The organism is Paenibacillus sp. FSL H8-0332 (genome assembly GCF_037963835.1).
GTDB classification, from domain to species: domain Bacteria; phylum Bacillota; class Bacilli; order Paenibacillales; family Paenibacillaceae; genus Paenibacillus_AQ; species Paenibacillus_AQ rhizoplanae.
In genome coordinates, this window is the sequence record NZ_CP150145.1 from 1886323 (window position 1) to 1906392 (window position 20070).

General features: G+C 49.7%; 19 protein-coding genes and 1 pseudogene. 15 read left to right on the top strand and 5 right to left on the bottom strand.

Annotation, left to right across the window (positions count from 1 at the left end; translation table 11 throughout):
• Positions 1-12: 12 nt before the first annotated feature.
• From NST43_RS08105 to NST43_RS08115, 3 genes are all read left to right on the top strand, one after another.
• The gene (locus tag NST43_RS08105) at positions 13-681 is read left to right on the top strand and encodes a hypothetical protein (protein WP_339223638.1); all 669 of its coding nucleotides are present in this window, start codon (positions 13-15) and stop codon (positions 679-681) included.
• Positions 682-799: 118 nt separating this feature from the next.
• A complete protein-coding gene (locus tag NST43_RS08110) occupies positions 800-2602 on the top strand; it encodes a histidine kinase (protein ID WP_339223639.1) in 1803 nt (600 codons plus the stop codon).
• 2 nt (positions 2603-2604) lie between these two features.
• Positions 2605-3918: a sugar ABC transporter substrate-binding protein gene (locus NST43_RS08115; RefSeq protein WP_339223641.1), complete on the top strand. Its 1314-nt coding sequence runs from the start codon at positions 2605-2607 to the stop codon at positions 3916-3918.
• 459 nt (positions 3919-4377) lie between these two features.
• Here NST43_RS08115 and NST43_RS08120 read toward each other — a convergent pair whose 3' ends face one another.
• Positions 4378-5043, bottom strand: a complete 666-nt coding sequence (locus NST43_RS08120; protein WP_339223643.1) for a hypothetical protein — start codon at positions 5041-5043, stop codon at positions 4378-4380.
• Between the two features lie 229 nt (positions 5044-5272).
• Here NST43_RS08120 and NST43_RS08125 point away from each other — a divergent pair, with 229 nt between their 5' ends.
• The 7 genes from NST43_RS08125 (at position 5273) to NST43_RS08155 (ending at position 13301) form a co-directional block, all read left to right on the top strand.
• The gene (locus NST43_RS08125) at positions 5273-7261 is read left to right on the top strand and encodes a Na+/H+ antiporter (protein WP_209993441.1); all 1989 of its coding nucleotides are present in this window, start codon (positions 5273-5275) and stop codon (positions 7259-7261) included.
• Between the two features lie 30 nt (positions 7262-7291).
• On the top strand, positions 7292-7840 hold the full coding sequence (locus NST43_RS08130; protein ID WP_339223645.1) for a CueP family metal-binding protein: 549 nt from the start codon (positions 7292-7294) through the stop codon (positions 7838-7840).
• Positions 7841-8023: 183 nt separating this feature from the next.
• The gene (locus tag NST43_RS08135) at positions 8024-8449 is read left to right on the top strand and encodes a hypothetical protein (RefSeq protein ID WP_339223647.1); all 426 of its coding nucleotides are present in this window, start codon (positions 8024-8026) and stop codon (positions 8447-8449) included.
• A 39-nt stretch (positions 8450-8488) separates the two neighbouring features.
• Positions 8489-8923: a hypothetical protein gene (locus NST43_RS08140; RefSeq protein ID WP_339223649.1), complete on the top strand. Its 435-nt coding sequence runs from the start codon at positions 8489-8491 to the stop codon at positions 8921-8923.
• Positions 8924-9296: 373 nt separating this feature from the next.
• On the top strand, positions 9297-11246 hold the full coding sequence (locus NST43_RS08145) for a serine hydrolase domain-containing protein (protein ID WP_339223651.1): 1950 nt from the start codon (positions 9297-9299) through the stop codon (positions 11244-11246).
• A 22-nt stretch (positions 11247-11268) separates the two neighbouring features.
• The gene (locus NST43_RS08150; RefSeq protein WP_339223653.1) at positions 11269-11946 is read left to right on the top strand and encodes a response regulator transcription factor; all 678 of its coding nucleotides are present in this window, start codon (positions 11269-11271) and stop codon (positions 11944-11946) included.
• Positions 11943-13301 carry a HAMP domain-containing sensor histidine kinase gene (locus NST43_RS08155; protein ID WP_339223655.1) on the top strand — a complete coding sequence of 453 codons (1359 nt, stop codon included), beginning with the start codon at positions 11943-11945 and terminating at the stop codon, positions 13299-13301. Before NST43_RS08150 ends, NST43_RS08155 begins: the two co-directional genes overlap by 4 nt.
• Here NST43_RS08155 and NST43_RS08160 read toward each other — a convergent pair.
• Positions 13276-13893 (bottom strand): TetR/AcrR family transcriptional regulator, encoded by a 618-nt coding sequence (locus tag NST43_RS08160; RefSeq protein ID WP_339223656.1) that lies wholly within the window; start codon positions 13891-13893, stop codon positions 13276-13278. The two genes, NST43_RS08155 and NST43_RS08160, sit on opposite strands and share 26 nt — an antisense overlap.
• 46 nt (positions 13894-13939) lie before the next feature.
• On the bottom strand, positions 13940-15130 hold the full coding sequence (locus NST43_RS08165) for a pectin acetylesterase-family hydrolase (protein ID WP_339223658.1): 1191 nt from the start codon (positions 15128-15130) through the stop codon (positions 13940-13942).
• 225 nt (positions 15131-15355) lie between these two features.
• Here NST43_RS08165 and NST43_RS08170 point away from each other — a divergent pair, with 225 nt between their 5' ends.
• The 3 genes from NST43_RS08170 to NST43_RS08180 are packed head-to-tail and all read left to right on the top strand — an operon-like array spanning position 15356 to position 17271.
• Positions 15356-15916, top strand: coding sequence for a papain-like cysteine protease family protein (locus NST43_RS08170; protein WP_339225368.1), 561 nt, complete (start codon positions 15356-15358; stop codon positions 15914-15916).
• A gap of 40 nt (positions 15917-15956) precedes the next feature.
• Entirely contained in the window at positions 15957-16721 is a 765-nt protein-coding gene (locus tag NST43_RS08175) for a hypothetical protein (protein WP_339223661.1), read from the top strand.
• 43 nt (positions 16722-16764) lie between these two features.
• Entirely contained in the window at positions 16765-17271 is a 507-nt protein-coding gene (locus NST43_RS08180; RefSeq protein WP_339223663.1) for a hypothetical protein, read from the top strand.
• 64 nt (positions 17272-17335) lie between these two features.
• Here the strand turns inward: NST43_RS08180 and NST43_RS08185 are convergent, their stop codons facing one another.
• Both NST43_RS08185 and NST43_RS08190 read right to left on the bottom strand, forming a co-directional pair.
• On the bottom strand, positions 17336-17974 hold the full coding sequence (locus tag NST43_RS08185) for a hypothetical protein (RefSeq protein WP_339223665.1): 639 nt from the start codon (positions 17972-17974) through the stop codon (positions 17336-17338).
• The gene (locus NST43_RS08190; RefSeq protein ID WP_209993429.1) at positions 17964-18425 is read right to left on the bottom strand and encodes a helix-turn-helix domain-containing protein; all 462 of its coding nucleotides are present in this window, start codon (positions 18423-18425) and stop codon (positions 17964-17966) included. Before NST43_RS08190 ends, NST43_RS08185 begins: the two co-directional genes overlap by 11 nt.
• A gap of 146 nt (positions 18426-18571) precedes the next feature.
• On the opposite strand from NST43_RS08190, the gene NST43_RS08195 reads away from it, so the two are divergent.
• Together NST43_RS08195 and NST43_RS08200 are read left to right on the top strand one after the other, a co-directional pair.
• Positions 18572-18919 carry a hypothetical protein gene (locus tag NST43_RS08195; protein WP_209993428.1) on the top strand — a complete coding sequence of 116 codons (348 nt, stop codon included), beginning with the start codon at positions 18572-18574 and terminating at the stop codon, positions 18917-18919.
• Positions 18920-19538: 619 nt separating this feature from the next.
• Positions 19539-20065: pseudogene (locus tag NST43_RS08200) on the top strand (YidC/Oxa1 family membrane protein insertase).
• The last annotated feature ends 5 nt before the right edge of the window (positions 20066-20070 follow it).

Here is a 20070-nt window from a genome sequence, read left to right on the forward strand (position 1 = left end):
GTGTACCTAAGGATGAAGACCGCAGCGAACACCGTGCCGGACGACCGCGTGCTGGGTTATGCCGAGCTGAAGAATGATCTGCTGTTCCACCGGATACCGCAGGGCAAACGGCGTTATTATGTGGAGCGTCCGCTGGCCATCGGGAAGGAGCAGGCTCTGGCGTTCAAAGCCCGCTATGGCACGGATGTCGGAGCCATCTGCAGGGACAGGGGCATCCGGGTGAATCTCAATGAACGGAAGGGCACCATCGGGCAGATCCGCTTCCGCGCCCAGATTGAGCTGTCGGATAAGGAACGCATCATTACACTGTACCGGTCCTCCATGGAGGAGCTGCGGCAATGTGCCGGTGTGCTGCTTCCCGGCCGTTCCTTCAGCCTGAAGGAAGTTACCGACATTCATCTCGCCCATGAGCTGTTCCACGATCTGGAATTCACGGAGCTGGGATACACCAACAAGCGGCTGGATGACATCAGCAGCCTCTCTCTGGGGCCGCTGCGTATCCGGGCCAGCGTGACCCGGACCTCGGAGATTGCCGCCCATGCGTTCAGCCGTTATCTCCTGGACCTGCCCTGCCTGCCGAATCTGCTGGATTACGCTTATATGATTCACAGCGGCACCCTCACAGCCGCCGAATTCTGGAGGCAGACATACGTTTGGGCGAAGGAGCTTGAGAACGGCTGAGCCGGATGCTCTGAGCGGCTGCCTCCCGCTGGTAAATACACCTGGCGAACGGCTCTGACTTCATCCTCAAATTATGCTATCTTGGTGTAAGGAATCAGAGTCCGGGAGGCTGCCTGACATGCCGTTCAGAAAAGGAACCAATAAAAAAACACTCTATGTGCCGCTGCGCACCAAATTTATCATATTATTCTGCCTGCTGATCACCATTCCGTTTGTGGTTATCGGCACCATCAGCTATAAGAAATACACCGCCGGAGTAGAACGCAGCACGGTGGAGCTGTCCGATCAGGTCGTAAGCCAGATCAGTATTAACCTGGAGCATTATATTAAGGAGCTGGACCGGCTTACCCTTACGCCGCTCTACGATGAGGATATGATGCAGATTCTAAGGAAGCACAGGGGCGCGGGACCCGCCAGCACCTATCTGAGCACGGATGAGACGCTGAAGATGAATCTGTTTATTTCTTCTCTGGCTTTTGACAGGGGGGAGATCGAGAGTATTCTGGTGTTCACCAATGACGGCGGAATCTTCAGCAATCTGGATCAGAGCGTGCGGAAACGGTGGGACCGCAGCATGGCAGAATGGATGGAGACCATTGAGCAGGAGGACGGCGGCCTGGCCATCCTTCCTCCGCATACTGCCGCTTATTATACAGAGCCGAAGCAGGGGGTGATCTCTGTAGCCAGAGTCATCCGTGAGCCATACACTCATGCTATGCTAGGGATCGTCAAGGTGGATCTGATGCCCCGTGGCTTCGGTTCTATTGTCTCGACGGTCCGCTCCAGCGGGAGCGGCCTGCTGCAGATTACAGGCAAGGATCAGGTGGTCCTGTACTCTGGGGCTGGCAAGCTTCCCGACTCACGCGAATCGTATATTACGGCCTCTGCGGAGTCTTCATACACGGGACTCAAGGTCACCTCGCTGATTCCGCGTGCGCAGCTCCGGGAGGATGCCCGTGAGTTAACCAACTCTACGCTGGTGGTGTCCATCGTTGCCTTGATGGCGGCTTATGCGGCAGCCATCCTGTTGTCCAGCCGCCTGATTAAGCCGATTGCCCACCTGCAGTCGAAGATGAGACAGGTGAAGCGGGGGCTGTTCCTGGAACGTGCGACGGTCACCACCAGCGATGAGATCGGGCAACTGACCGAGGGGTTCAATACGATGATCGGCGAGATCGACCGTCTGGTCAAAGAGGTCTATGAGACCCGGCTGAAGGAACGGGAGGCAGAGCTGCTGGCGCTGCAGAGCCAGATTCATCCGCATTTTCTGTACAACACGCTGGAGATGGTGAACATGCTGGCCTTGCAGGGCAATACCCGCGAGCTCTCCGGTGTAGTGACCAGTCTGGGGAAGCTGCTGCGCTACACGGTAGGCCACCGGGAACAGATGGTGTATGTGCTGGATGAAGTGAAATTTGTGGAAGCCTATCTGCGCATTCAGGGCATGCGCCTGGGTGACAAGCTGCAAGCCGTCATTCACATTGATTCTTCCTTCGACTACTGTATGGTGCCGAAGCTGATTCTCCAGCCGCTGATCGAGAATGTCATTGAACATGCGATGGGACAAGACAGGCTGCAGCTCACCTTGACGGCTTCTGCCAGGGAAGAGGACCTGATTCTGTCGGTGAAGGATGATGGCCGGGGCATCACCGCCGGACGGATGCTGGAGCTTGAAGAACAGCTATATGGCCGTCAGCCCCGGGCCGCAGCCGATGCGGAGCAGGGAGGCTTCGGCCGGATACTCAAGGGGTTCGCGCTGCGCAATGTCCATCAGCGGCTGCGGCTGCTCTATGGAGAGCCTTACGGCCTGACACTGGATAACACGGCAGAGCGCGGCGTAACGGTCTCGCTGCGGCTGCCGATGAACTGGGAAGCAATGAACAATACCGGCCCCGCCGGGGACAGACAGGAGGAGGCATAAGGATGCGGACAAGGCTGCTAGGTCTGATGGCTGCGGTGCTGTTGGCTACAGGCTGCTCCTCAGGTGCAGGAAACGGAGCGCTTGAGAGGGCAGCGGGGAACGATGAAGCAGGAAATATGATGGCTGGGGTGCAGGAGCCTGTGAAGCTGAAGTTCAGCATCTGGGGCAATGATGCACAGAAAGCGATGGTTGAGGGGTTGGTGGATGAATTTGAACAGCTTCATTCCGGGATAGAGGTAGAGATCATGACGATTCCTTTTGCCGACTACCAGCAAAAGCTGTCGATTATGCTGGCCTCCCGTACGGCCCCGGATGCCGGTTGGCTGGCGGAACGGATGATTCCACAGTTACTGGAATCGGGCCAGCTGGTGGATATCGCAGCAGAGGTCGAGGATGACGCCGAGTACAACTACGCTGATATTTATCCGTCTACACTCGATATCTTCAGGCGGGAGGACCGATTGTACGGAATTCCGTTCTCTACGCCCCCGGTACTGATCTATTACAATAAGGACCTGTTCCTTGCCAAAGGCCTGAAGACGCCAACGGAGCTGTATGAGGAAGGGAAATGGAACTACGAGGAGTTCCTTAAGGCGGCGCGAAGCATCACCGACCCGCAGCGCGGCATCTACGGTGTGAAGCTGGTCCGCGACTGGAACAACTGGTCGGATGCGCTGCTGCCGCTGTTCTGGTCGCATGGGGCAGAGCTGTTTGACAGCGGGGGAGCATCGTTTGCGCTGAATTCCCCCGCAGGGAAGGAAGCGCTGCAGCTATACAGCGATATGATGTTCAAGAACAAGGTGCACCCGCTGCCCGGGGATGAGCTGACGTTCGACAGCGGCCGGATCGGTATGTATACGGACCGTTACAGCTATACCTCCAAAGCCCGGGCGGTCACCGATTTTGCCTGGGATATCGCCCCGATGCCGGCGGGCATTAAGGGGGCAGGGACTTCCCTCGGTTATGCGGGAGTGTCCGTATTCGAGACGGAGCATCCGGCTGAAGCGGCGGAATTTCTCAAGTTCATTACCAGCGCCGGGTCCATGAGCATCTCCGCGCAGTATTTTGTCCCGTCACGCAAGTCTGTGCTGGAATCCGATGTCTTCCTGCGGGTAGCCTCCAAGCCTTCACCGGAGAGCATTCAGCGGGCGGTTCTCGACCAGATCGCCACTGCCCGCATCGCACCGGGGCATAAGAATTGGCAGCAGATTGATACGAAGATCCAGCTGCTGATGGACGGGCTCTACACACAAACTTCTACTGTAGAGAAGCTGCTCGCACAAATGGAACAGGAGGTTAACCCGCTTATGAAATAGGCGGGTTGTTCTTCTGTGCGTGAGCGTGCATGCGTTGAGCCATGCGCTGAGGCACCCCTTGAGCCATCTGCTGAGCTATTCATTGAGCTATCCGCAGGCCATGCGCTGAACCGTCCGTTGTGCCGTCCCCTGCTGATTTGGAAGTGGAGGCGGCAGCACAATTACAATTCCTGCACATAATGCAACATTGCCTCTCATTAAGGGGCCATAATCAGAAAATGTTGCACAAAAAGCAGGAATACTCCGCATCTAAGTAACTTCACGTTAAGATTCCTGCATTTCCTGCAACAATTCTCCCGCACACCCCAGTATCTAGATAGCCAAGTTGCAATATCTGCAACATTATTAAGGCTGTTGGACTGTCAAACCGCTACAATCCCCGCCAAATTGCATACTGAGGATTTACTCATGAAGCTTACCTATGTTCAGAGCGGTTCACCCAAGGCGAGTCATCAGCACTTACTGATACATATAGGGCACCCCCTGCACAGGCTCATAATAACAAATATACGTATTTTGCATGACAGGGCGCAGCAGCCCTTTGTGGACCAGCTCCTGCAGTTGTTTACGCGCCGTACGGAAGCTCACATTGTATTGCAGCATCACATCTCTGGGACGTAATCCCTTCTTTTGACTCCAGGATAGTCTAACGATCTCCCGTTCGAGCGGTGAAAGAGACGGGCCGGACGGAATCCGCAGCAATGCAGGGGCAATGACCATTTGCAGCAGCATACGGCAGATCTCCGGGCGATTCTGCACATCATCGAAGGAGAAGTGTATAATCCTCCAGCCCAATCCATTCAGAAAAGTATCCCGGTTCAGCGAATAGCTGAACTTCTCCCGGTCCATATCCTTCACATGGCTCTGATATCCGTCACATTCCAGACCGAATTTCCCGTATGGCGGGAGAAATGCAACATCCAGAAACTGTGATTTGCGGTTCCAGTCGTAGACTTCATACTCCGGATGCAGGTCATCCAGGTTTCCAAATAGCGGCCACCAGACATTGCGCAGCATCAGCTTCTCAGCATACTGGTGCCCCCGTGACAGCCGGCCTCTTCGCTCCCCTGATCGGATTGACAAATGCCGTTCTAATAGAAGCTGATGCGCTTTTTCAAACTCCATATGTATTTCCTCCTTCATGTTAACAAAAAAAGAACGCCCCTCTGCCAGTGATGGCTTGGGACGTTCTTCGTCTGAGCTCATTATACGCTGGCACATGGGCGAGCGGCAATAGATGCTTTATAGTCCACCACCCAGAGGATATTTCCTCCCAGATCGTTTATACTGAGTTTACATACATAACGTAATTTAGTACCTGCACACGCAAGTGCAGAGATGGAGGTTTGTTCGTTTGGAGTTATTTGAGTATATTTTGTTGATGCTGGCAGCCGTATCGCTGTCTAATCTGGTGAACCGGTTTATCCCCTCGCTCTCCGTGCCGATCATTCAGATTGTGCTGGGTATGGCCTTGACTTGGTTGCCTCTACATTTCGAGCTGGAGCTGAACCCGGAGCTGTTCCTCTTATTATTCATTGCCCCCTTACTGTTCAATGACGGCAGGCTTGCCGATAAAGTGGCCTTATGGAAGCTGAAAAAGCCGATATTGCTGCTGGCGCTGGGACTGGTTTTTCTAACGGTAGGAGTGCTGGGATATTTCCTGCACTGGCTGCTGCCGGTATTGCCCCTGGCTGCTGCGTTTGCGCTGGCTGCGGCACTGGCCCCTACGGATGCGATCGCTGTAGGCGCATTGGAGCAAAAAGTGAAAATCCCCCATCAGACGATGCAGATTCTTGAAGGAGAATCGTTGATTAACGACGCGTCGGGTCTGGTGTCCTTTCAATTTGCAGTCGCGGCTATGGTAACAGGAGCATTCTCTTTCAAAACGGCCAGTCTGAGCTTTATTGGCATCTCGCTAGGCGGTGTGGTGCTGGGCCTTGTGCTCACGCTCATTAAATACGGGATCGTCCGGTGGCTGCGCAGGCTCGGGATGGAGAATGTCACGTTACATATGCTGATTGAGATCCTGACGCCGTTTGCTATTTTTATGGCCGCTGAGGAGCTTGGGGTCAATGGAATTCTAGCGGTGGTAAGTGCAGGGATCGCCCATTCCTTCGGATACAAGCAGATGAATCCTGAGGTAGCCAAGCTAAGCGTCGTGTCCAAAAGCACCTGGTCCGTCATTATCTTTGTTTTGAACGGCCTCGTCTTCCTGCTGCTGGGTACCCAGCTGCCGGAGATTATTCAGACCGTCTGGAACAACCCGGATATAGGGAATATCCAGGTTATCCTGTATACCCTGCTATTAACCGCTGCTGTCCTCGGTCTGAGGCTGGTCTGGATGCTGGTCATGGATATTCCCGAAGGGGAGGAGCCGCGGGGACCCTGGAAGCTGGAGTTCAGGAAGGCGCTCATTCTCACGCTGTCGGGGGTCCGCGGTACGATTACTCTGGCGAGTACGATGTCACTGCCGTTTTTCCTGGATGACGGTTCCTACTTTCCGGCCAGGGACCTGATTATTTTCCTGGCAGCGGGTGTCATTCTGTGGACCCTGCTGGCGTCTAACTTTCTGCTGCCGCTGCTGCTTGGCTCCGATCATGAAGCGGAGCATAATGCCGAAGAGGTGGAGGCCAAAATTGAAATCCTGCGCAGCGTGGTTGCCGGTCTAAATGAGCAGGCTACGGATCAGTCCCGCATGGCTTTGAATCATCTGACCGGCACTTATAATGCCCGAATCCGCCTGCTGAAGAAGAATGAAGACGCTGAGGAAATGGAACGGAAGCTTGGGGTGACAGCACTCAAGTGGCAGCGGGAATACACCATGCATGCGCTCAAGCAGCACGAGGTGAATCCGTACACGGCATACCGCTATCTGAACCGCCTGAACCGGCAGCTGTTCATATACACCCGTGATCCGCAGTACAAGAATGACCTGATTCCGTTCAAAAGCTGGGAAGAAATCACAGGTGTCATTCAGCAGGTCCGCTTAAACGCGCAGGAGCGGCGAGAGGAATCGAACCGGCTACAGTCCGGGATTTTCGCTTACGTTCTTGAACAGCTGAGAGAGCTGCAGAATACGGGGGAGATGGAGCCTGAGGTAATTAGCTCCCTGATTCTTCGTTATGAGCGGGGGCGGCTCAGACTGACCCGGCAGGAGTCTATCTCTGCTACGAAGCGGGAGTTCGAAGAGTCGCTGCACGAGTTGTCCCGCGCGGGGATTCAGCTAGAACGTGATAACATTCAACTTATGTTCGAGGCCGGACGGATCTCCAGAGCTAGCATGAAGGAAATGAAACGTGATATTCTGTTCATGGAGCATGATTTGCGGGAAGAAATGGGCTGAATTCCATCTACAAGGAGATGAATCTATATCATGAATAATAAATTGGTCGCAGGTACCTGTGCGGTGATTGCTGCGCTAGGAATCTATCTGTACGCGGGAAGCGGGGGAGCGAAGACAACGGAAGTTGCCACAACTCCGGGCAGCAGTCAAAACATCAAGCAAATGGTGGCTGACTTCAGCTCGCGCACCTTGACGGCAGAGTCCGCTTCGATTACCTCTACCCAGCTTATTGTAGATAGCGGCGGTTCTAACGAAGCAGTCTACGGGCTGCCGGAGAAAGAGTTCTTCCTGTCGGTTGCCCCTTATGTGCAAAATACACATCCCTGTGCCACGCACAGCCTGACCGGCTGCCAGGGAGAGATGGTCGGCCAATCCTTCGGGGTAACGATCGAAGACGCGGACGGTAAGGAGATCATGAACCAGACCGTCAAGTCACAGCCGAACGGCTTCATCGACCTATGGCTGCCGCGTGATCAGAACTATAAGATGACCATTACGCATGAGGGAAAGAAGGCCCAGTCTGAGATTTCCACGTTTGAGAGTGATGATACTTGCCTGACTACTATGCAGTTAAGTTAAAGTAGAGCAATCCTGGTTCTGCCTGTGAGGTCTTCTCAATAGATGAACAATATAAATATTGAATTAGTTGGGGCCGTATTTGTACGTGGCTCCTTTTTTGTCGTTATTTAATATACATAAATCAAGAGCCAAATCCGATATTCGGTGTAAAAGGAAAATATATATAATCTCGGGGGAGATAAGTTGAGTGAGCGGACGATTATTAGGATTAAAGGACTAGCGCAGGTTGTAGTGGTGGTTATTATTCATTTGGTAATTATTTTCTTTTTGGATTTAAAAAAGGGTGAATGGGAGGAAGTAGGGGGTCTGCAAATTGCATTGACATATTGCGCTCCGGTTTTTTTGTTGTATGCAACTTGTATGAGGTCGTTGAAAACGAAGAAGATCAGGTATAATCTGATTTGGCTATTGACCAGTTTGCTTCCCAGTGCGGCCATCCTTTTTAAAATAAAAGAAATTGCGGGCGCGGAGCCGAGCGAACCCGTATTTATTGAATTGCATTTTGAACAAGGTTATTTAGAACTGATGCTTTTTTTCCCCTTTATCTATTCGGTCATCCAGTTAGTCTTGTGGGTTTCAATGTGGATCATGATATTATCCAAAGAATAATCATTTTGCCTCATACAATGTTAGCAAGGAGAAAAGACAATGGGGAAATTCATAAAGCCAATATACCAAGCCGTTCTTTATATGTTAGCAGCAATTGCAGTACATCTGATTTTAATCTATTTTCTTGAGATAAGAATTGAGGGATGGGCAACAGGAATAATAATATTACTTTGCAAAACCTACTTCCTGCCCTTCTGCATGTGTTTTATTAATTCTTTATTGTTTATTAGGGCTAATAGGAGAGGCGACCAAATCACCTGGTTTTTATTTACGGTCATTCCAAGCAGTTTACTTCTGTTTCTTTTCGTGGAGTTACAAGGTGTTGAACCTAGAGGATATGCTGTAGTATCTTTTGAGCTTTTCCAAAAATATCAGGCTGAAATGCTCTATGTACTTCCGCTGGGTATTTTAGTAATTCAATCCCTTATGACTTTATATTATCTAATCAATGTGAGAGTGTGGAAAAGAAATTAATCGTTTAAAATTATACCGAAGCTGAATGATGTCTGGCGATCAAGAAGACATTTAATTCCCTGTACATAAGACGAAGAACGTCCCAAGCTGCCGCCCGGCAGAGCGGGCGTTCTTTTTTGCGCACTCCTTTTTCCACTGAATCCTGGCAGCAACGAAGTAAGTATGTTAAGTTCTCAGTTTTATAGGCATAATTGTTGTAAGAAACCTTATCCTTCGATCAATGAAAATTCTTGGCTAATGAACCTGCTCTTGAAGCATTTATAGTCTTGTTAACGTTCCATTCACACTACTCTGATAATCTCTATAAGTGTTAGGCGGATGAAGTTCAACCTTAAATAGACAGATGATGCGGAGGGTAATAATGTTAATATTCATGAAAAAGAAGCTGATCGTCGGTATGGCTATGCTGGCTGTACTGGGGTTAGGCGCAGGCCTTATATTTCCCGGGAAACATGCCAATGCGGAGACGGGGCAAGCCGCTTCACCGGGGTCCCGGATTGAAGCACCTGCCAATCTTGAGGATACGGCGGGTCTGACTGCCTTTGTGGATGGAATGATGGAAGAGTATATGAACCGGCTGCAAATTCCCGGAGCGGTGGTCTCTATCGTCAAGGACGGGAAGATCATTTTGGGCAAAGGGTATGGAAGTTCCAATCTGAAGCAAGCGGCTCCGGTTGACCCTGCCACCAGCATGTTCCGAATCGCTTCAACGACCAAGCTGTTCACTTGGACAGCCGTGATGCAACTGGTGGAACAGGGGAAGATTGATCTGGACACGGACATTAACACCTATCTGAAATCCGTGAAGATTCCTGCCACTTATCCTGAACCGATCACCATGCGTCATTTGATGACCCATACAGCAGGCTTTGAAGAGGGCGGGGTCGGTTATCAGATCGTCACTGATCCTGCCGGATTGCCCGGTTCCATCTCGGAGACACTCAATAAACATATGCTCGCCCGGATCAGACCGCCCGGTGAGATGAGTGCCTATTCTAACTATGGAGCCACGCTTGCCGGGATGATCGTGGAGGACGTCAGCGGTATTCCTTATAATGATTATATTCAGAAGAATATCTTCGATCCGCTGGACATGAAGCATTCGACGGTCGTGGAGCCATTGCCGGAGTCATTCATCCCTAACCAGGTGGTAGGGTATAACAGCGAGAACGGCAGCTTTATTCCAGGCACACCTACCTTCGAGGGCGGATTTCGTCCTGCCGGCTCGGGTACCGTATCTGCATTAGACATGGCCCATTTCATGATCGCGCATCTGCAGAACGGTAAATATGGCGGCGGGCAGATTCTGAAGCCTGAGACTGCCGCATTCATGCATTCAACGGCATTTCAGCTCGATAAGCGCCTGCCGGGAGTCGCTCTCGGATTCGCAGAGAAGCGGGTGAACGGGGTGAGAATAATCTCTCATGGCGGCTCCGATCCCATGTTCAATACGGAATTATATCTCGCGCCTGCCAAGCAACTGGGGATTTTCTTATCCTACAATGGCGGTCAAGGCAGCGAAGCTGCGGCTAATCTGGTCCAGGCCTTGTTCAACCGGTATTATCCCGCTTCCGAAGTGAAGCAGCCGGAGTTCTCCGCTTCCGCGGAATCTGTGCAGAAATATGCCGGCTCCTATCAATTTACACGCCGCAACATAAGTGATATTGACAAGTTCTTTAACTTTTTTGCCCAGCTGAATGTTACGGTTGTGGATAACAAGATATCCTTGGGAAGCGGCAGTGAACAACAGCTGTACAGAGCAATTGCCCCTAACCTGTTCCAGCTGGAGGAAGGGACTGATCAGATCGGCTTCCTTACGGATGAGTCTGGCACAGTGACACATATGCTTCTGGACATGGCTCCGGAGATGCCGCTGGAGCGTACGCCGCTTTTGGATCAGAGTGAGTTTTGGCTCATACTGCTTGGTGTCGTCGGATTCATTTTCCTCACGGCCTTGCCTGGACCTATCTTCTTCAGACGCAGGTTCAAGGCGATGACGCTCCCCGAAAAGCGGGCCATCCGGTTATCTGCGGGAACTTCCGTTTGGGCGCTGTTGTCTTTTATTACTCTGTTTATGATTATTATGTCCATGGACATTATGCAGAAGCTCAGCGGTATCTGTCCTTTGCTATCTGTCAGTCTGGTTATGCCAATCATTATGGCGGGCTTGACCTTGGCAATGTTGATCTCGGCTGTACTGGTTTGGAAGAATAAGTATTGGACCGCCCTGAAGCGGGTGCATTACACGTTAGTGACGCTTTCGGCTATCGTACTGACGATCTTCTTCTACTATTGGAATCTGCTCGGCTGGCAGTTTGGATAACGCTTAAGAGAGAAGGATGACCGTGGCTACAATACTTATCGCGGATGATGATGACAATATCCGGAAGCTGATGTCTTTATATCTGCGCAAAGAAGGGTTCCACCTCGAAGAAGCCGGGGACGGCACCAAGGCCTTGTCGATCATAGAGGACTCACAGATTGATCTTGTCATTCTGGATATTATGATGCCGGGACTGAACGGCTGGGAGCTGTGCAGGGAAATCAGGCGTTCGGATGCGAATCTCCCTCTTCTCATGGTGACGGCCAAAGCGGAATCCGCCCACAAAATCAAAGGGTTTCGGCTCGGAACGGATGATTACCTGACCAAGCCGTTTGATCCGGTGGAGCTGGTGATGCGGGTAAAAGCGCTGCTCAAACGCTCACTGGTAGTTACTTCCCAGTCTGTGCAGCTCGGCAATGTGGTGCTGAACCGCCGGACCTTTCAGGTTACACGCGGCGGGGCACCGGTCATGCTGCCTTTGAAGGAATTTGATCTTCTGTTTCTGCTGGTCAGCCACCCCAGGCAGATCTTCACCAGAGAACAACTCATTCAGCAAGTCTGGGGACTCCATTATGAAGGGGACGGGCGGACGGTAGATGTGCATATCAGCCGGCTGAGGGAGAAGTTCAGCGGCAATGGCGAGGGTTTTCAGATTGAAACTGCCCGCGGTCTGGGATACCGGCTGATCCCTGAGCCATGATCAAGACATTGTATGTCCGGATCATTCTCACGTTTCTTGGCATTATTGTCTTTAGTCTGATCTGTTCCTTTTTCATCGGCTTGTATGTATTTCAGAAGCAGATAAGCTATGAGGGACAGAACGAGATGATCACAGTGGGCAGGGAGATTATTCACCGCTATGATGACGCCAAGCCTACAGATATGGATGAGTTCCTGCATAGTATGGTTAAAATATCGGCGCATCCTATCCACATGTACCATCCCTCGGGGGAACATAGCTTTTACGGTCTCTCGGATAGTCCGGCTGTGACCATCACCCCCGGCGCTGTCCGGCAAGTGTTGCAGGGAAAGGTCTATCGTTCCTCCACGGAAGATGATGATACGTTCATCGGAATGCCCTTCATGCTCAAGGGGGAGTGGCGTGCGATGTTGCTGCAGTATTCTGCCGAGAACGAACATCTTGTCAACCGGCTGGTACTCTTTGTGCTGCTGCTCGTGCTTGTGCTGGGAAGTGTATGTATTGTTGTCGCTGCCAGATATCTGGTGGAGCCGATCAAGGCTTTGACGAATGCCACCAGAAGATTGGCCAAGGGTGATTTCGAAGTGGATCTCAGAATGAACCGTGTGGACGAGATAGGGGAGCTGACCCAGAGCTATGTGGAAATGGCGGGGGAACTGAAGCAGCTGGAGCAGATGAGGCAGGATTTCGTCTCCAATGTCTCCCATGAAATCCAGACACCGCTTACCTCCATATCCGGTTTTGCCAGGGCGCTGCAGAGCAATGATCTGATTGCCGAAGAGGAACGTAAGGACTATCTGGATATCATCATTGCGGAGAGCGGACGTCTGTCCCGGCTAAGTGATAATCTGCTGAAGCTGGCTTCCCTGGATTCCGAGCATCACCCCTTCACGGCAGTCCCCTTCCGTCTGGACGAGCAGATCAGAACTATCGTGGTGACCTGTGAGCCGCAATGGTCAGCCCGAAGAATCGTTATCGATCTGGAGCTGCCGGAAGCTGTTCATATCACAGGGGATGAAGATCAGCTGAAGCAGGTATGGATGAATCTGCTCAGTAACAGCATCAAGTTCACGCCGGAAGGCGGGAGGATCAGCATCCGTATAGACCGCAGTACAGCGGAAGTTGCGGTCACGATCAGCGATAATGGCATCGGGATCTCCCCGGAGGAGTGGGGCGCCGTGTTCCAAAGATTCTATACCGTAGACAAGTCACGGAATGGAAGTAATAGCGGGAACGGTCTGGGACTGGCCATTGTCTCAAAAATCGTCTCCCTGCATCAGGGCAGTATCGAGGTAGACGGTGCGGCAGGAGTAGGCACGACGATTATCGTCAGGTTGCCCTTACGCCAGACATAATGAAATCCTTAAATTGACGGTCTGTTGCCCTGTCTTCCCCGGTAACTGAACCGCCCCGCTGGCGGGTAAGAATAACCGCTTTTTGTAAATACATGAAATACAGGTGGGTGGACTTCTGAAGAAGGTCCAGCCACTTTTTTTGATGCTCTGGAGCCACCGAGGCGCTCTCCAGGCTGATATACCGGGAATACCAGACTTCCATGGCCTTCTTGAAGTCAGGGAGTTCAGCCGGATTCTTGGAGAGAGTACTGTAGTAGACTCCAAAAAGGGCATCATAGTAGATCAGTGACTCCTGATGCTCTCTCAGCTCCAGGTATTGATCCAGAATCTTTTCCAGAGACTGTACTGGCTGTGCAAAATCAAAATCAAACAGCAGCTGTCCAAACATCTGCTCCAGATTATCGACATAGAGTTCAGCGGCTAAATCTTCCTTGTCCTTATAATGAAGGTACAATGTGCGGCGGGAGACACCGGCTTGTCCGGCGATCTGTGTCATATCCGTGCGCTCAATCCCCTGAGTACAGAACAGGCCCAGCGCGGCCTCCTTAATGAGCTCTTTGGTCATTTGCATTTGCTTTTCACGTAAATTCAATGATCTTCTCTCCTGTCTTCCTGCGAAAATACCGCTGCTGCAGGAGCTACTCCTGAGCAGGTGCTGACGCCCCCAAGAACTTGCTGCCTACCGAATAGCGCTTCTGCTGATTGACCACATCCCCCAGCCACTTCACAAGCTTCACACCATCCTGCTCCGCCTGATAGAAGGTCTCCCGGGTGGAAAAAGTGTGCGGGGTGGTCCCGTTCTCAGCATTCAGCCCGTAATCCGTCAAATAGTAATAATAATTAGGAACCGTTGCCGCTAGAGCAGCTACCGATTGCCGCATTTCCTCTGACCATTCCTTAATGAGCTTCTGGTCCCGTGGACCATTATGATCGTTAATCTTGTTCTGGAAGTGGATCAGAATCTCATCATATACCGAGTAGGCTTGTAAAAGCACCGTACCAACAGGCAGCAGCCGGCCATTCGCGCGAAAAGCAGCCCCGATAATATCTGCCTCCGGCGCATACCCGAAGTTTGCAGTGAAATCCGAGTCCCATTCCTGCTCCATCACCTGCGGCCACTTGTCTGACTTCAGGAAGGAGCTGTCCGCATATTGGAAAATCTCAGAATCCTGGTAATGTGATGCAATCTCGGGCGCCCAGAAGGCTGACCCGAATCCCCCCGCGCTCTCGCCTGCAATCAGCAGCTTATCTGGCTTAGCCACGTTCGCATAGATCCAGTCAAGGCTGCTGCGCACATTATTACGCCCGTTATACCGCATGGTGAAGGTGCTGCCGTCCTCTCGCGGATACGTAGCGGTGCGGTTACCAATGTGGAAGTCACCTGTTGAATAAGGGAGGTAGACCACATTCCAGCCGTGAAAAGGATTGTCCGTGTTGTCCGTATCCATCATCCCGCCGAGCAAAGTCAGCATATAGAACGGAATGTCAGCGAAATAGTTGCCTGTATCTCCGCCTTTAATAAAGTTCATGAGCTTAATAGGATGTGCAGCGCTCTGGGCATCCCAGCTGACCCCGCCGCCGGAAAAGAAGATGATCCAGTTGTTGCTCTCACCGGTTTTGGTCCAGATGAAATACTCTGATCCATCGCTCGAAAGGGTATTCCCGCCCAGCTTGACCTTGTTCCACTCGTAAGGCTTCACTTCCGTGATTACGGGAGTAGAGGTCACCGGCCGTTGGATTACGAAGGCGTAGACCGCAACAATGGCAATGACAACAACGCTCAACAATCCAATACCCGTGAATAACGTGATTTTCTTCATTCTGCTCATCTCATCGCCCCCTTACTAGAAGTATACGCATAGTTAACTCATTGCACAAGGTGTATACTTAAATCTTATGAGACAAGCTGAAAATAAGCTTTTGGCGGCCTGTTAAATCTATGATTATCAATATAAAAGCTTTAATTTAGATATTCCAAATATAGTATTTTATGATAGTATTATCTACAGTTCTGTCGGCCGATGGATCAATACTCCAAGAGGGATTTGAAAAAAGTGAAAAAAATGAAATTGAAACCGCTGTCAATTCTGTTTAGTTCGATGATCTCCGCTTCTCTATTTGCAGGCAGCGTATACGCCGCTTCTGGAGCCCGTATTCATGACGTAACCTCCCAAGTACAACAGGGCAGCTATCTGTGCTGGGCGGCTGTATCCAGCATGGCTGGACAATATCTGGGGAAATCCAGCGCCACCCAGCAAAATATAGTGAAGGCTGCAAAGGGCATATACATGGACACGGCCGGGACGGTCTACGATGCCCAGGCAGGACTTGCCGCCTATGGCGTAAGCTCATCTGCATCACTAAGTGTGCCGTCGTACAATAGTTTAGTCAGCAATATAGATAATTACTCCAATGTTCTTGCGTTCACGAGCAAGGCTGGCTCGAGTATTGGCCATGCCTTTGTAGTTAAAGGGTATTACTACAATACCACTAACAATATTCAGAACTTATATTATATTGATCCGGCAGATGGTTCGAGCAACGTTCAAGGCTATTCTACGTTCAAGAGCAATTCCACTTATAAGTGGGTTAATACAGTAAACAATATTAATTGAAATTAATGACCTAATACAAACAACAATTGGAGGGCTTTTTTTGAAAATTCGTGCGTTGCTATTAACCGCTGTCCTGGCTCTGTCACTGGCTGGAAATGCTGCATATGCCGATTCTGGTCTTGAGAAGGCTGGGGCAGAGATCAAAGGAGCCATTGAGCAGGAATATAAAGAGTATTATGCGGATAGCCTTGAAGCCCAGAAGGATAACTTTCATGGTACGGGCAAAACAAGCTTTCATGAGGCCACTCTAGGGGAAGGAATCCCCTATTACCAGTTGAATGTCCAGGACAACTCCATTTCACATGAAATGGCGGGTTATAAATTTCCTCTTTATCTGGAAGAGGCCCAGGTTGGAGTGATCGAAGCTACACTGGAGTCAGGGGCATGGACCATCTATAACATCAGCAATCATAATGATTTTGACAACACCGTGAAGCGGCTGGAAGCAGAGTATGCCGGAAAGGGCACTGTAGAGCTTATTGACGACAAACGCTACGAGCTGGATTATCTCTATATAAACAATGAGGTTAACGAGACCTATATTGATTTAACGAATGAGCAGAATATCAGTCCTTCAGAGGTTAGGGATGCGGTTAGCGAATCGGCAGATGCCTTGAATTCTATGAACCGCAATTCCAATGACGGGGCAATCCTGGTGGGTGGTGGCCATCATGCCGATTCTTCTGACGGTGGGCATAACTCTTTAATTACAGCTATCGTCCTGTTCGGACTATCTCTTGTCTTTGCTGTCCCGGTTGTAATCTCCGCTGTCCAGAGAAGAAGAGCCTCAGACGTATTGCAATGAGATTGGGACGAAACGAATGAACCGGCTCATAGGATTATTCCTAATGCTTAGCCTGGCACTGCTGGCCATAATGGGATGCAGCAACAAGGGGAGCGCCGCCGAAGGTGAGACTGACGAGCAAATCGCCGCCAGATATGTTGAGACTCTTGGTTACAGGATCGTTGACCCTACAGGAGAAGTTGCCCAATACACATTGGATCAGACCATGCTTGAGAATCTGGATTACATGCAGCTCTGGTCGGTGCAGAAGCAAGAACCTGATGCCTATTTCGGCAAAAAAATCATAACTTACCGATTCCTCGTAGAGAATCATCCCCTGGAACAGCAATATCCCCCGGACGAATACAGGATTGCCGTAAATGTCATGCTTGCAGATCATGAGGTCATAGGCGGCACCTCGGGTCCGCTAAGCACAATCAAGAATCTCGTCGTGACCGGCGGAGAGTACTCCATCGAAGGGAAGACGCTGAAGGAGATCAAAGGGCTGGATTATTCGCAGTGGATGGAGCATTGGAAGGAGAGGTATGGGGCTGAAGTGAAGCTAAGATAGTAAAAAGGATGCTAAGAGTGTGCATACACTCTTAGCATCCTTTTTAAGTTGATGGTTATAAATCTTAAAACAGCGAATCCTGCGTCTCCGGTAATAGAAATGTATCCAGATTCATCACACGAATTTGGCCAAATGGATCAATAAAATCCTTAAGATTATAAGTTACAATGATGTCGGCGTTATGTATAATGGCTGCAGCCATTACCGGATAATCATCCATGTCCTTCAGCGGCTTTTTACGTCCCCGTTCCTGCTTTGCTTCCTCCTGTAACATGGCAATTGTCTTCCCTAGATATTGTTCAATCACATCCTGGCCTTTATGTCTCCAGCCATACTCCTCTTGCATAATTTCTTCCACAATTAGTTTATAATCGTCTGAAAATTCAGGCCAGTTTATTTGCCCCAATGAATCCAGAAATTCCACATTAAAAATCCCCTTGAACATTTCGAAGAGTGGCATAAGTTTGTCATGTTCGAAAGCAACGGGTCTCATCGGCCCATCCTTTTCTGTACGGATAGCTATGCCTCCCGAGCGCAATAAACCATAGAATTCTGCCTGAACAGCTTTGGGCAGGCAGAATTCTACAAGGCCGTTGATATGCAAATCATATAACCGGTCGAATTCCTTGCGAACCCTGTGATTTCGGTAAATAAACCGATCAGCAAGTATGCAGCCATCCCAGATGACAATTTTAGTCTTCATCACGGTATAGATCCTTACGGTTAACGAGTTCCATCTCAGCAGCGTTATTAAAAATGAATTTTTCGAGGGCTGTAACTTCCGCTTCTGCGGGAGGATTTTTAAATTGCTTCTTGGGTATTCGAATATCCCTGCTATGCTGGCTGGTACGTTCCCATTCAATTTTATTTTGTTTAATCCATTTATATACTGCTTTATCCGACACATTAAAGCGCTCAGCAACCTCTTGAACGGTATAGAAATCATTTGATTGAAAAGCTTTGCTCAAGGAAGGAGTGAATTTAATGCGGCGGTTTTTATGACTTCCCTGTCTTCCCTTACGTAGCACACCTTTTGAAGAAATAATTACAGAAGACTCTAAAAGAGTCTGTGCATTGTAAATATCTTGAGCAGTAACATTGCCTGACTCCACTTTCTCCAGAAATTGAAGCAAATTTTCTTTTACCGTTGACACAAGTACCACCTCCTTCGTTCAGTATATCACAATAGAACGTAATTCAACCACAATTCAACTTACTCCTTAATTTTTGGTTTTGCATAAATTACGATATAATTATCCCTGAGATTACCAGTGGAATGATAAGAACTTGGAGGGATTGTATGACACTATCCAAATGCCTCAAGCTTTCAATGACATTGTTATTTGTCTTAATGATCTGTACAGCCTGCCAAAGTCATAAGGAGCAAGGAACGAGCGGCTATATTTCGTTAAATGAATTAGAGAGCTTAGCGGACAAGGGAGCCGCACTGAGTTGGAGCGATTTTGACAAGTATCCGTATGAGGATATCGGTTCAGGAGTGTATATAAGAAGGTACCCTATCGAAGGGGAACAACAGCTGTTAGTTAGAGGGAAAAGCCTGGAAAAACCGCCTGAGCAAATTTCTATTGTGGATCAAAAGGGTGAGGAGCAGGACATTCTGCTATGTGTTAATCTAACGTGCAGGTAAGTGAAACGACAACGTCAATCTAACGTATGATCCTTATTCAACTTTATCCGATATGGCTCATACGGAGGTGAACCTGGCTGGAGCATTTTTATGACTTAGTTCAATTGGCGTTCTCGATCGCTCTTATCTATTCCTTAGTATCATTTCCATTTGCTCATTTTTCTGTACGAGAGATTCACTGGGATCATGATATTGCTGCAGCGGGTTCCACTTGGTATGTGGCTGTCAGACTGTCGCAACCGAGCAGCATACAGCGTTGGATCATACGTACTGCCAGACGAAGAGAAGCACCGGATGAAGAGGACAATGTCCTTCCCCACATTGATAATCATACTTTCAATTAGGGAGGACAACGATGAAAAAGATCATGCGGCTTCAACCATGGGCCAAGCCCATTCTCGTATTGTTGACGGCAGTTATTCCGGTTATTGTGCTTAGCGGGTGTTCGACAGCAGTTCAAGAAAACTCGATCACAGCCGATTCAACAGGGATATTCAACCACTTTTTTATATATCCATTATCGTTCCTGATCAAATTCTTCGCCGATGCATTTCACGGAAACTACGGATTATCTATCGTGCTGATGACGTTCATCATTAGACTTGCGATCATGCCGCTCATGATGAATCAAACCAAGAAACAAATGGACATGAAAGAGAAGATGACCGTCCTCCAGCCGGAGTTAACTGCACTTCAGGAGAAGTACAAGAACGACGTTAGTACGGATGCCAAAAAGCAACAGCAAGCCGAGATGATGCAGCTCTACCAAAAGCATCAATTCAACCCCTTAAGTATGGGCTGTTTACCGATGCTTCTCCAATGGCCGCTCACGATTTTTTGTGGTTTAGCTTGGGGCAGACCGATATGATTTTGCCGCTTATTGCCGCTGCAGTGTATTTCGTTCAGTTCCGCTTGTCGCAATCCGCTTCCGGACAGAATCAGCACAACGTAAATAACCAAATGGCTTTCATCGGATTGTTGTCACCGGTTATGATGGGTGTATTTTCTTTTGGGATGCCTGCTGCGCTACCCTTATATTGGGTGGTTGGCGGTATCTTCATTATCGTGCAGACGATCCTACTGAAAAAAATGTACACGAAGCCAAATGCAGCAGGTAAAAACCTGCCTACAGGTGTAGAAGAATAATAAAA